This window comes from Bradyrhizobium sp. CCBAU 11386, assembly GCF_028128955.1.
Classification (GTDB): domain Bacteria; phylum Pseudomonadota; class Alphaproteobacteria; order Rhizobiales; family Xanthobacteraceae; genus Bradyrhizobium.
The window spans coordinates 138,866-150,309 of the sequence record NZ_LBKA01000248.1 but is presented as its reverse complement, the minus strand read 5'-3'; the positions used below and the strand labels follow the sequence as shown (position 1 = coordinate 150,309).

13 protein-coding genes are annotated in these 11,444 nt (G+C 66.2%); 7 read left to right on the top strand and 6 right to left on the bottom strand.

From position 1 onward, the window contains the following. Positions 1 to 290: 290 nt before the first annotated feature. Entirely contained in the window at positions 291 to 914 is a 624-nt protein-coding gene (locus XI09_RS31505) for a class I SAM-dependent methyltransferase (RefSeq protein ID WP_271570315.1), read from the bottom strand. A 140-nt stretch (positions 915 to 1,054) separates the two neighbouring features. Between XI09_RS31505 and XI09_RS31500 the strand changes: the two genes are divergently transcribed. The 4 genes from XI09_RS31500 to XI09_RS31485 all read left to right on the top strand — a co-directional run bounded on the left by XI09_RS31500 (position 1,055) and on the right by XI09_RS31485 (position 2,730). Further along, on the top strand, positions 1,055 to 1,618 hold the full coding sequence (locus XI09_RS31500) for a hemerythrin domain-containing protein (RefSeq protein ID WP_271570314.1): 564 nt from the start codon (positions 1,055 to 1,057) through the stop codon (positions 1,616 to 1,618). A gap of 205 nt (positions 1,619 to 1,823) precedes the next feature. After that, on the top strand, positions 1,824 to 2,045 hold the full coding sequence (locus XI09_RS31495; protein WP_271570313.1) for a hypothetical protein: 222 nt from the start codon (positions 1,824 to 1,826) through the stop codon (positions 2,043 to 2,045). A 30-nt stretch (positions 2,046 to 2,075) separates the two neighbouring features. Next, complete coding sequence (locus tag XI09_RS31490) at positions 2,076 to 2,198, top strand: hypothetical protein (protein WP_271570312.1); 123 nt, start codon at positions 2,076 to 2,078, stop codon at positions 2,196 to 2,198. Positions 2,199 to 2,454: 256 nt separating this feature from the next. Next, complete coding sequence (locus XI09_RS31485) at positions 2,455 to 2,730, top strand: hypothetical protein (protein WP_271570311.1); 276 nt, start codon at positions 2,455 to 2,457, stop codon at positions 2,728 to 2,730. A 59-nt stretch (positions 2,731 to 2,789) separates the two neighbouring features. On the opposite strand, the gene XI09_RS31480 is transcribed toward XI09_RS31485, so the two are convergent. From XI09_RS31480 to XI09_RS31460, 5 genes are read right to left on the bottom strand one after another with little or no spacing between them, the layout of a single operon-like run. Next, positions 2,790 to 3,560: a sulfite exporter TauE/SafE family protein gene (locus XI09_RS31480; protein ID WP_271570310.1), complete on the bottom strand. Its 771-nt coding sequence runs from the start codon at positions 3,558 to 3,560 to the stop codon at positions 2,790 to 2,792. Continuing rightward, positions 3,557 to 4,813: a CCA tRNA nucleotidyltransferase gene (locus tag XI09_RS31475; RefSeq protein WP_271570309.1), complete on the bottom strand. Its 1,257-nt coding sequence runs from the start codon at positions 4,811 to 4,813 to the stop codon at positions 3,557 to 3,559. The genes XI09_RS31480 and XI09_RS31475 overlap by 4 nt, the downstream gene beginning before the upstream one ends. Positions 4,814 to 4,823: 10 nt before the next feature. After that, complete coding sequence (locus tag XI09_RS31470; RefSeq protein ID WP_271570308.1) at positions 4,824 to 5,087, bottom strand: DUF6111 family protein; 264 nt, start codon at positions 5,085 to 5,087, stop codon at positions 4,824 to 4,826. Next, positions 5,084 to 5,755 (bottom strand): CoA pyrophosphatase, encoded by a 672-nt coding sequence (locus XI09_RS31465; RefSeq protein WP_271570307.1) that lies wholly within the window; start codon positions 5,753 to 5,755, stop codon positions 5,084 to 5,086. The genes XI09_RS31470 and XI09_RS31465 overlap by 4 nt, the downstream gene beginning before the upstream one ends. After that, on the bottom strand, positions 5,752 to 6,363 hold the full coding sequence (locus XI09_RS31460) for a DUF1285 domain-containing protein (RefSeq protein ID WP_271570306.1): 612 nt from the start codon (positions 6,361 to 6,363) through the stop codon (positions 5,752 to 5,754). Before XI09_RS31460 ends, XI09_RS31465 begins: the two co-directional genes overlap by 4 nt. Positions 6,364 to 6,650: 287 nt before the next feature. Between XI09_RS31460 and XI09_RS31455 the strand changes: the two genes are divergently transcribed. The 3 genes from XI09_RS31455 to XI09_RS31445 are packed head-to-tail and all read left to right on the top strand — an operon-like array spanning position 6,651 to position 11,403. Next, complete coding sequence (locus tag XI09_RS31455; RefSeq protein ID WP_271570305.1) at positions 6,651 to 7,649, top strand: AAA family ATPase; 999 nt, start codon at positions 6,651 to 6,653, stop codon at positions 7,647 to 7,649. Next, complete coding sequence (locus tag XI09_RS31450; protein ID WP_271570304.1) at positions 7,649 to 8,593, top strand: DUF58 domain-containing protein; 945 nt, start codon at positions 7,649 to 7,651, stop codon at positions 8,591 to 8,593. The genes XI09_RS31455 and XI09_RS31450 overlap by 1 nt, the downstream gene beginning before the upstream one ends. Continuing rightward, on the top strand, positions 8,590 to 11,403 hold the full coding sequence (locus XI09_RS31445; RefSeq protein ID WP_271570303.1) for a DUF4159 domain-containing protein: 2,814 nt from the start codon (positions 8,590 to 8,592) through the stop codon (positions 11,401 to 11,403). The genes XI09_RS31450 and XI09_RS31445 overlap by 4 nt, the downstream gene beginning before the upstream one ends. The last annotated feature ends 41 nt before the right edge of the window (positions 11,404 to 11,444 follow it).

Here is an 11,444-nt window from a genome sequence, read left to right as displayed (position 1 = left end):
AAAGCGGTCATCCAGCCTATGAATATGAGAGGTCGCCTTGCGAACGACCTCTCCTTCGTGCCCGTCGCGGACGTGAAGGGCGACGACGTGATTGTGGCCGCGATCATGGCGGCCCTCGCGATTCAGGGCGTCGTGATGGTTGTCCGCCGCCGTCGGTGAACTGCGCATGGGCCGGCTGGCAGCCGCCGAATCGACTAGGCTGCTCGAGGGTGACGTTCCCTCTGGGGGCGAACGACAAGATCGCTGCGGCCGCCTTGGGCCGACAACAGATGTTCGCGCGGCGTTGCGGTTCAGGAGCAGCGGCGGAACACACTGAATTGGAACGATTGATTGGTACCCCAAGGCGTCGCATGGGCGTGCCGCCGGGTCTCAACGAGTTGGAACGCGCCACCAAGGGCCTGACCGAGGCTCGCAGCATCGTACCTCACTACGGGAAGGCCGCTGCATCGTTCAGGTCCGTCGAGCGCAAAGGTGGCAATGATTGCGTGCCCTCCGACTTTCAAGGCCCGTCCGAGGCGCGCGACATACGCAGCACGGTCACGGTCCTCGGTGAGGAAATGAAACGCCGCCCGGTCGTGCCAAACATCGTAAGCCTTCAGCGGCTCCCAGGCTGTTGCATCCGCGACGATCCAATGAACCTGTGCGGCGCGGTCCCCAAGGCGGGCTTTCGCGATCTCGAGTGCCGCCTCGGACAAATCGAGGACGGTTACATCCTCAAAGCCCCGATCAATGAGATTGTCGACCAGGCGTGAAGCGCCCCCACCGATATCGATGATGGCCGAAGCGTGAGCCGCGCCGACCCGGGCAATCAACTCAAGCGAAGGAGCCGGACTCTCCTGAAACCAACTCACTTCGTTCTCGCTCTTCTGGGTGTAAACGCCTTCCCAATGGGCTTGACGGCTCTCACTCTCCATAGCTGACTCCTCCACCCGAAGGTCCGCGGTTAGTTCCGAACATGGCAATTCCCCAATCCTTGATTTAGCGCAAAAGAGCTGAGGCGACTTGGGGATAAGCTTTCGAAGCTTCTCAATCGGTCACCTTGTGGATCGCAGCAATGATCATTGAGCGCTTAAGCCAAGAGCACCGCAATATCGAGAAACTGCTTACCATCCTCGAGCGGGAACTTCAGGTTTTCGACCGGGGCGACAGCCCCGACTATGAGGTGATTGGCGCGGTTCTCAGCTATTTCGAACTCTACCCGGAGGTTTACCACCACCCTCAGGAAGACCTGGTCTTCGCCAAGTTGAAAATTCGCGATCCCGGTGCGGCTGCGAAGGTCGGTGATCTCGATCGCGAACACCAGAGAGGGGCCGAACTCTTGCGCCGGGTCGCGCATGCGGTCGACAATGTTCTTGCCGGTCGCGAACTCCTTCGGCAAGATGTGCATGCCATCGTTCGCGATTTCATAGAGCACGAGCGCCGCCACATCATGAAGGAAGATCGCGATTTCTTTCCCGCCGCCCTGATGGCTCTTGAGCCTCAAGACTGGACGGAGATCGCTTCGGCCATGACCAATCCTGAGGATCCGCTGTTCAGCGAGGCAGCCGAAGAGACGTTCGACGCGCTACGGGTGCGCATCTCGCAGTTGGAACAAGAAGCCGAAGCCGCACGGCACTAGTCAAGCTCATCCGCATTGCGCTGATCGGACTCAATGTCCGAAAGGTCAGAAGCGTTGTTCTAATCGCCGCTCGGTCACATCCGGTGTGCAAGACGGGGCGGCCCGCCCATGAGCGTGGGGTTGGGCTTGGGGCAGTCCAATCGCGTACCGTCCTATTTTCATGTGTGCTACCTAATTGGACAAGAATAGGTAGCAGGAGAGGCCAATGATGACTGACGATCAGGTCAATCTCGTCGTTCAGCACCTTTGCGAGCAAATGCACCTGGCGCTCCGATTGAAGGACAGCGAGGCACATCCACCAAACGCCAAGGATATTGGATTTGATCCTGCCTCTGTAAGAACCGTATTGCTGACCGGGTTGCGTTCGGCGGGTGTCACGATCAACCACGAGGCAGCCGGGGCGGGCGAAGAGCCGCCATGGTCCTGAACGCAAAACGCGAGACAGAAGCTCGCGCCAATGTCTGAGTTGGGTGATCAGCCGCCGATGACGGCCAAGCCGGGCGACGGCTGGCTTGGCCCGGAAGCCGACATTCATGAGTACGCGCCCAGGCTCAAATACGGTGACAGCGCATTCCATTGACCCGGCTCGCTTCAAGCTCGGCAAGCGCCGACCGAAGCCTGCGCCGTCTGACGGTGATGATTAAGTGCACTGGACACCGTAATTCCTCGTAATTCCACGTCCTGCGATGTCGCCAGGTTGCACCTGCCAAATGACCCGACCGCTCGCCCATGCGGGTCCGTGATGGCGGGGATGTGATCAGTCGTGAAGCCGATATCTATTGGGGCTCTGCGGCCGAGCGTTAAGTAACGAGCCGGGGGCAGCTGGAGAAAACGCGATGCGTTTCATTTTGGCGTTGAGCCTATTGATCCCCCTGTACGGCGTTGCGAACGCGGAGCCGGTGCATCACTCCCACCGGCACGCTGTTGTTCGCTCCCATCAGGGCATGTTCGCACCAAGTTCCGCTTCGAGCTTTGCCTACGCGCCACCCCGGTCGCCGACCGAATACCGTTCCGCCCCCTCCTATGGCGACAATGAACCGTATTTCGGCGCGTCTCAGGGTTATGCGCCCGGCGAAAAGGAGCGTTTTCTCCACAGCTTGTTCGGCCCGTAAATGCTTGGGGCCAGCAAATCACGGCCAATCGCGGAATCTGCGGTCCAGGCACGAATGCTCTAAGCGATCAGTTGCCTCGCCGCAGCCGAGATCATCACCAGCCCGCCCGTGATCACCGCGACGTCGAGGATCGCAGTGTGGATGTGCACCGGCATCCGCTCGACGAAGGCTTTTGCGAGGAACGCGCCGGGGATCGCGATCGCGCCGATCAGCAGCGCGAAGGCGAGCACCTGCGCATTCACGGCGCCGGCAAGGCCGAACACCGAGATCTTGATGAGGCCGGTGCCGAGCGAGATCATCGCATCGGTCGCGATCACGGCGGCGCCTTCGAGGCCCGAAGCCATCAAGAGCGAGAGCAGGATCACGCCGGATCCCGACGTGCCGCCGACCAGCACGCCGTAGCCGACGGAGCCGGCGGCAAGGCCGGTGTCGCCGATCCTGACCTGGCGGCGGCGGAGCACGCGGCGCAGCGGCACGCTCAGGATCAGCATGGAGCCGATCACGAGCGCGGCGCCCGCATTGGTGAGGCGCGTGTAGCCGTAGGCGCCGAGCGCGGTGGTCAATGCCGCGCAGGCGAGCACGATCAGCGCGCGGCGGCGGTCGGCGTAGCGGAGGTAAGCGATCGCGCGGCTGAGATTGGTGAAGATCGCGGAGATCGCGATGATCGGCACCACGGGCTCGGCGCCGACCAGCGGCACCAGCACCAGCGGCATCAGCGCGCCGGTGCCGTAGCCGGCGAGACCACCGATGATCGAAGCAAACAACGCCATCAACGCGACCAGCAGGAGCTGAAAGACCGAGATGTCGGCGAAGCCTGAGACGATGGTCACGTTTTCCGTTCGCGGCTGACGCGGGCCGCAGCTTGATCTGCGATGGAAGCGAGCGCGGCTTCCTCTAGTGGAAAATCCGCCGCAAGCCAAGCGTCCTCGGCGAGTGTCAACACATGTCCGAGCGCAGGCCCTTCCGCCATCCCGCGCGCGATGAAGTCGGCGGCGCGAAGCGGAAATTTCGGCGGAGTCCAGCGCTGCGGCAACTCGGCGAGCGCACGCCAGCGCGACGAATGCACGTCGCTCGCCGCCCGCGCCCAGCCGAGCAACACGCGATCGTGATAGCGCTCCGCACCGAGCCGGTAGAGCAGACGCCGCGCATTGGCCTCGTCCTTGGCGGCGAACCGCCACCAGCGGTGCCCCATCGAATCCAGCGCCTTGGCCTCGGGATTGGAGAGCCGGAGGCGCGTAGCGACGCGCTTGGCGTCTTCCGTCACGGCGACCGTCAGCGCGGCCAGGCGCCGCGTGCTGCTTGCCGGCAGGCCGAGCGCGCGCTCGATCGCGACCATCGTCGCCAGCGGCCCGGTATAGACGACGCCGCCGGTCAGCGCCTGCAGCAATCCGGCCTCGGCCATGGCCAGCACGGCGGCGGATGCACCGCCGGCCACCAGCAGCTTCAGCATCTCCATGCGCACCCGCTCGGCCGACAGGCTGGCAAGGCCCGCACGTCCCCGGATGCAGGCGAGATAGCCCTCGCGGTCGGGCTCGCCGGCACCGAAGGCGGCGTGGATGCGGAAGAAGCGCAGGATGCGCAGATAATCCTCGGCGATGCGCTGGTCGGGGTCGCCGATGAAGCGCACGCGGCGCGCTCTGGCATCCGCGATCCCGCCGACATGGTCGTACACGACACCAGTCGCATCGACCGACAGGCCGTTCATGGTGAAGTCGCGCCGCTCGGCGTCCTTCACCCAGTCGCGGCCGAACGCGACCTTGGCCTTGCGGCCGAAGGTCTCGGTGTCCTCGCGCAAGGTCGTGACTTCGTAGGGGTGCCCGTCGATGACCAGCGTGATCGTGCCGTGGTCGATGCCGGTCGGCACGCTCTTGATGCCGGCGGCTTTGGCGCGCCGCACCACCTCCTCCGGCAGCGCCGTGGTCGCGATGTCGATGTCGCCGGGCGCGAGATCGAGCAGCGCGTTGCGCACCGCGCCGCCGACCACCCGCGCCTCCTCGCCATCGGCGCCCAGCAATTGCAGGACGCGCGCGGTCCCGCCGGAGATCAGCCATGGCGCATCGGCGAGGATCGGCTCCGCGCTCATCGGCAGGCCCCTATCTTTCCGTGCCCGGCACGAACTTGCCGTGCTCGATATGGGCGGGAACGTAGGTCGAATCCGGGCCGGCGCCGGAGAATTGCGCCAGGCCAATCAGACCCGCGATCACAAGCACGATCGCCATGAGGGCAAGGCGGGCGACGATGGTGACCGGCCAGGACGATTGCACGAACAGCCCGGACCGGCTGGCGGCCAGGAACAACGCATAGACGGCAAAGGGAACGAGGAAAATTCCGATCTCGGTCAGAATCGTCCGGATCATGATGAGTAGATCCGCTCATAAAGCACACGCAGCATTCCGGCCGTGGCACCCCAGATGTAACGTTCCGCGAACGGCATCGCATAGTAGAAGCGCTCCATGCCGCGGAATTCCTTGCTGTGCACCTGGTGGTTCGCCGGATTCATCAGGAAGGATAGCGGCACCTCGAACGCATCATCAACCTCGGAATGGTTGATCGTGAGCGCAAAGCCGGGCCGGACCCTCGCGACCGTCGGCAGGATGCGGAAGCCGAAGGCGGTGCCGTAGAGATCGAGATAGCCGATCGGCTCGACGAAGTCGCGCGACAGCCCGACCTCCTCCTCGGCCTCGCGCAGCGCCGCATCGACCGGCGAGGCGTCGGTCACGTCGATCTTGCCGCCGGGAAAGGCGATCTGGCCGGCGTGGTCGTTCAGATGCGCCGAGCGCTGCGTCAGCAGGATGGTCGGCTCGGGATGGTCGACCACCGCGATCAGGACTGCCGCCGGCCGCACCGGCTGCTCGCGCGCGACGATCTCGAGCATCTTGTCGGTCCCGGGATCGCCCGAGGCCGGAATGATGTTCGGATCGTAGAGGCCGGGCGGAACGTCGAAGCCGAGCCGCGCCCTGGAACGGGCAAAGAAATCCGCAGCGCCAAGCGCAACGGGATCGCTCTTCAGGATAGGCTTGTTCAAAGCGCGGCCCTCACCTCGTCCGCATCGGCCATGGCGAAGAATTCGCCGGCCGACTCGACGCCGAACATCGGCTGGCCATCGACCATCCGCTCCTCGCCCATGTCAACCAGATCGTAATAGAGCGCGCGGGTCACCTTGGCCCAGAGATCGGCGCGGACGTGCAGATAGGGCGTCAGCCCGCCGTCCTTTGCCGGCTCGAAGCGCAGCCGGTGCGCGGCGTCGCAGGTGACCCAGTCGTCGACATTGGTGCGGAAGCGCAGCACGCGATGGTTGTCCTTGCCGTCCTCTTGCATTTCGACCGCCATGAACGGCGCGTCGTCGACGCGAATGCCGACCTTCTCCACCGGCGTCACGAGGAAATGCTTGTCGCCCTCGCGCTTCAGGATGGTCGAGAACAGGCGGACCAGCGCGTGACGCCCGATTGGCGTCCCCATGTAGAACCAAGTACCATCGGAAGCGATTCGGATGTCGAGATCGCCGCAAAACGGCGGATTCCACAGATGCACCGGAGGCAGGCCCTTTTTGGCGCCTTCGGCACCGGCGGCACTCTTGGCGGCGGCAGTCAGCCCCTCAAGACCGCGATCGGCGCTCTGCCCTTGGTTCGCCATGGTTTGCCCTGACTTTGTCCTTTGGCACGATTGGTGCAAGTCTGACTTGTAAGTCTACGTTGTGCCCGGGTGCACGGTTCCATCCCGGAATAGTCCGGTGTGGAGGTCGCCACTTCGTGATGCCCTACATACCCTTAAGCCGATAAGGTGGGGATAGGTTAATTCAACGAATACATGGCCTTCCTGCAAGTCTAGCATAGGGCCCATGTGGTGATTTGATGCATCTGACGCGATGCGATGACATGGCGACGCGAGCAAGCCGCGCGGCAGGCTGAAGGAGCTAACGGATGGCGGAGAGTGTCGAGAAACTCGAGGATGGAATCGTCCGCTCGGCCGAGCAGGTATCGAGCCAGGTTCGCGCGGCGAAGGAGGCGATCGCGGCCGTCATCTTCGGCCAGGACCGCGTGATCGAGAACACGCTGGTCACCATCCTCTCCGGCGGCCATGCGCTGCTGATCGGCGTGCCCGGCCTTGCCAAGACCAAGCTGGTCGAGACGCTCGGCGTCACGCTGGGTCTCGATGCCAAGCGCATCCAGTTCACGCCCGACCTGATGCCCTCGGACATCCTCGGCGCCGAGGTGCTCGACGAGAGCACCGCGGGCAGGCGGGCCTTCCGCTTCATCGCAGGTCCGGTGTTCGCGCAGCTCCTGATGGCCGACGAGATCAACCGCGCCAGCCCGCGCACGCAGTCGGCGCTGCTCCAGGCGATGCAGGAGCAGCACATCACCGTTGCCGGTGCGCGTCACGATCTGCCGAAGCCGTTCCACGTGCTCGCGACCCAGAACCCGCTGGAGCAGGAAGGCACCTATCCGCTGCCCGAAGCGCAGCTCGACCGCTTCCTGATGGAGATCGACGTCGACTATCCCGATCGCGAGGCCGAGCGCCGCATCCTGTTCGAGACCACCGGCGCCGAGGAGACGCTGGCGAGGGGCTCGATGACCGCGGATGCGCTGATCACCGCGCAGCGGCTGATCCGCCGCCTGCCGGTCGGCGATTCCGTCGTCGAAGCGATCCTGTCGCTGGTGCGCTCGGCCCGTCCGGGTCCGGACAGCGGCGAAACCGGCAAGTTCATCGCCTGGGGCCCCGGCCCGCGCGCCAGCCAATCCCTGATGCTCGCGGTGCGCGCCCGTGCGCTGATCGACGGACGGCTCGCGCCCTCGATCGACGACGTGCTCGACCTCGCCGAACCCGTGCTGAAGCACCGCATGGCGCTGACCTTCCAGGCGCGCGCCGAAGGCCGCACGATTCCGGACGTGATCCGGCAGTTGAAAACACGGATCGGTTGATGGCCGCGGAGAACGGGCACACAGCGAAGGAGATCATCGCGATCCGACGTGCCGATGGCGAAAGCCGCACGCTCGCAGGTTCCTTGCCGCGCCTGGTGCTCGAAGCCCGCCGCGTCGCCGCCAACGTCATCCATGGCCTGCACGGAAGGCGCCGCGCCGGCTCCGGCGAAAATTTCTGGCAGTACCGCCGCTTCGTCTCCGGCGAGCCGTCGCAGAACGTCGACTGGCGGCGCTCGGCGCGCGACGACCATCTCTATGTCCGCGAGCTCGAATGGGAAGCCTCGCACACGGTCTGGATCTGGCCCGACCGCTCGCCGTCGATGGCGTTTGCCTCGAAGACCGCGCGCGAGTCCAAGCTCGAACACACCCTGATCGTCGCCTTCGCGCTGGCCGAGTTGCTGGTCTCGGGCGGCGAGCGCGTCGGCATTCCCGGGCTGATGGCGCCGACCGCAAGCCGCAGCGTCATCGACAAGATGGCGCAGGCGATGCTGCATGACGGTGCCGACCGGCTGAGCCTGCCGCCGTCCTTCGTGCCCTCGGCGCTCGCCGAGATCATCGTGCTGTCGGATTTCTGGTCGCCGATCGCGGAGATCAGGACGACGCTCGCAGGGCTCTCCGGCTCCGGCGCGCATGGCACGATGGTGCAGGTCGTCGATCCCGCCGAGGAGTCATTCCCCTATTCCGGCCGCATCGAGTTCGTCGAGCCGGAAGGCTTTGGCGTGATCACCGCCGGCCGCGCCGAGAGCTGGGTGCAGGATTACACCGCGCGGCTCGCGCTGCACCGCGACCAGATCCGCGCCGAGACCTCCAAGCTCGACTGGCTGTTCACGACGCACGCGACCGACCGCTCCGCCGCCGAATTGCTGCTGTTCCTGCATGCCGGCATGCAGGTGAGCAAGTCGGGCGCCCGCACCACGACCATCAAGGCGGGGCCGGCCGCATGATGGGATTGCCGCTCGCCTTCACCGAACCGCTGCTCCTGATCGGCCTCGTCAGCCTGCCGGTGCTGTGGTGGCTCCTGCGCGTGATGCCGCCGCGGCCGCGCCGGATCGAGTTTCCGCCGACGCGCCTGTTGTTCGACATCGCGCCAAGGGAAGAGACGCCTTCGCGGACGCCGTGGTGGCTGACGGCGCTGCGCCTCCTGGCTGCGGCGCTCGTCATTTTCGCCGCCGCCGGCCCGATCTGGAATCCGCAGACCGGACTTGCCGGCAGCAAGGCGCCGCTGATGATCATGTTCGACGACGGCTGGAGCGCGGCCTCGAACTGGGACATCAGGATCAGGGCCGCCGACGAGCTGATCGCCAACGCCGACAACGACCGCCGCGCCATCGCGCTGGTGCCGCTGTCCGAGCCGAACCGCGACATCACCCTGATGCCGGCGGGGGCGGCGCGCGTCGCGCTGCGCCAGCTGGTACCAAAGCCCTATTCGATCGAGCGGGTCGAAACCCTCGCAGCGGTCGATCGTTTCCTGAAGGCCACCGGCGACTGCGAGATCGCCTGGCTGTCGGATGGCGTCGACACCGGCCGCGGCGAGGACTTCGTGCAAGGCCTCGGCAAGACCATCGGCGATCGCAGCCTGACCGTGTTCGAAGGCGGCGTCTCGTCTCCGCTGGCGCTGGTCGCGGCCGAGAACGCCGCCGCCAGGATGACGGTGAAGGTGCTGCGCACCGACAGCGGCATTGCCGTCGGCACCGTGCGCGCGCTGGACCAGAAGGCATCGCCGATCGGCGAAGCGCGCTATTCGTTCGGCCCGCAGGACAAGGAGACCGAGGCCGCGTTCGACCTGCCGGTCGAGCTGCGCAACGACATCACGCGGCTCGAGATATCGGGCGAGCGCTCCGCCGGCGCGGTGCAGCTGCTCGACAAGCGCTGGCGCCGCCGCGCCATCGGCATCGTCTCGGGCGCGACCAGCGAAACCGCGCAGCCGCTGCTGGCGCCGACCTTCTATCTCACCCGCGCGCTGGCGCCGTTCGCCGACGTGCGGCTCGCCGACAAGGGCTCGCCGCAGCAGGGCATCACCCAGTTCCTCGACCAGAAGCTGCCGATGATCATCCTGGCCGATGTCGGCACCATCGCGCCTGAAATCCGCGAGCGCCTCAATGCCTGGATCGACCAGGGCGGCGTGCTGGTGCGGTTCGCAGGGCCCCGCCTGGCGCAGGCCGAAGACGATCTCGTGCCGGTCAAGCTGCGCAAGGGCGGCCGCACGCTCGGCGGCAGCCTGACCTGGGAGAAGCCGCAGCACCTCGCCGCGTTCGCGGCCGACGGTCCGTTTGCCGGCGTCGTCGTTCCCAAGGACGTCACCGTGAGCCGCCAGGTCCTGGCCGAGCCCGATGCCGTGCTCGCCACCAAGAGCTGGGCGTCGCTGGAAGACGGCACGCCGCTGGTGACCGGCGAGCATCGCGGCAAGGGCATCGTCAGCCTGTTCCATGTCAGTGCCGACATGCGCTGGTCGGATCTGCCGATGTCGGGCATCTTCGTCGAAATGCTGCGGCGGGTCGTCGACATGTCCGGCTACACCGCCAAGCCCGGCGCCGGCGTGGCCAGCGAGGCGACCGCCGAGACGGTGGCGCCGCTGCACATGCTCGACGGGTTCGGCGCCTTCGGGCCGCCGCCGGCCACGGCAAAGCCGCTGCCCGCGGACTATCGCGACCGCGCCACACCCGATCATCCGCCGGGCTTCTACGGTCCGGCAGAAGGACCGCTCGCCGTGAACACGCTTGCCGCCGCCGACCGCATCGCAGCCCTGAACACCGCGAGCCTGCGCGCCCGGCACGCCACCTACACCAATGCCGAGCCGCGCGATCTGCGCGGCTGGCTGCTGTCGACGGCGCTCGCTTTGTTCCTGGTCGACGCCATCATCGTCGCGGTGCTCGGCGGCGGCCTCGCCGCGCTGCTGCGCCGCCGCGCCGCGCCTGCCGCGATCCTGCTAGCCCTCGTGCTTGCGGGCCTTCCGGCACTGTCGCCGACGCCCGCGCGCGCCGACAACGCCACGGACGAGTTCGCGATGAAGGCGGTGTCGCAGACCCGCCTCGCTTATGTCGTGACAGGCAATGCCGACGTCGATTCCATCGTCAAGGCCGGGCTATCAGGACTGACGCTGTTCCTGGCGCAGCGCACCGCGCTCGAGGCCGGCGATCCCGTCGGCATCGATCCCGCGCGCGACGAGCTCGCCTTCTTCCCGCTGATCTACTGGCCGATCGTGCCCGGCGCGCCCAAGCCGCCGCAGGACGCCATCAACAAGATCGACGCCTACATGAAGCAGGGCGGCACCGTGCTGTTCGACACCCGCGACGCGATCGAAGCGCCGGCCGGCGACAACGGCGCCTCGCAGACACCGGGCATGCGGGCGTTGCGCGACATCCTGTCCTCGCTCGACGTGCCCGAGCTCGAGCCGGTGCCGCGCGAGCACGTGCTGACCAAGACCTTCTATCTGCTGCGCGACTTCCCCGGCCGCTTCAACAGCGGCCAGACCTGGGTCGAGACCCTGCCGCGCGAGGACGACGACGAGAGCGCGCAGCGTCCGGCGCGCGGCGGCGACGGCGTCTCGCCGATCATCATCACCTCGAACGATCTTGCCGGCGCCTGGGCCGTGCGCCCCGACGGCCAGTACATGCTGCCGGTGACCGGCGGCGACCCACGCCAGCGCGAATTCGCCTACCGCGCCGGCGCCAACATCGTGATGTACACGCTGACCGGCAACTACAAGGCCGACCAGGTGCACGCACCGGCCCTGATCGAACGGCTGGGACAATGATGCGGGTTTTGAAGTTCAATGCCCGCCCAGTTGAAGCCGTC

Bases quoted from the DNA above. Each gene is read 5' to 3' on its own strand.
- XI09_RS31505 (WP_271570315.1), bottom strand. From the start codon at position 914: ATGGAGAGTGAGAGCCGTCAAGCCCATTGGGAAGGCGTTTACACCCAG.
- XI09_RS31500 (WP_271570314.1), top strand. From the start codon at position 1,055: ATGATCATTGAGCGCTTAAGCCAAGAGCACCGCAATATCGAGAAACTG.
- XI09_RS31495 (WP_271570313.1), top strand. From the start codon at position 1,824: ATGATGACTGACGATCAGGTCAATCTCGTCGTTCAGCACCTTTGCGAG.
- XI09_RS31490 (WP_271570312.1), top strand. From the start codon at position 2,076: ATGTCTGAGTTGGGTGATCAGCCGCCGATGACGGCCAAGCCGGGCGAC.
- XI09_RS31485 (WP_271570311.1), top strand. From the start codon at position 2,455: ATGCGTTTCATTTTGGCGTTGAGCCTATTGATCCCCCTGTACGGCGTT.
- XI09_RS31475 (WP_271570309.1), bottom strand. From the start codon at position 4,813: ATGAGCGCGGAGCCGATCCTCGCCGATGCGCCATGGCTGATCTCCGGC.
- XI09_RS31470 (WP_271570308.1), bottom strand. From the start codon at position 5,087: ATGATCCGGACGATTCTGACCGAGATCGGAATTTTCCTCGTTCCCTTT.
- XI09_RS31460 (WP_271570306.1), bottom strand. From the start codon at position 6,363: ATGGCGAACCAAGGGCAGAGCGCCGATCGCGGTCTTGAGGGGCTGACT.
- XI09_RS31455 (WP_271570305.1), top strand. From the start codon at position 6,651: ATGGCGGAGAGTGTCGAGAAACTCGAGGATGGAATCGTCCGCTCGGCC.
- XI09_RS31450 (WP_271570304.1), top strand. From the start codon at position 7,649: ATGGCCGCGGAGAACGGGCACACAGCGAAGGAGATCATCGCGATCCGA.
- XI09_RS31445 (WP_271570303.1), top strand. From the start codon at position 8,590: ATGATGGGATTGCCGCTCGCCTTCACCGAACCGCTGCTCCTGATCGGC.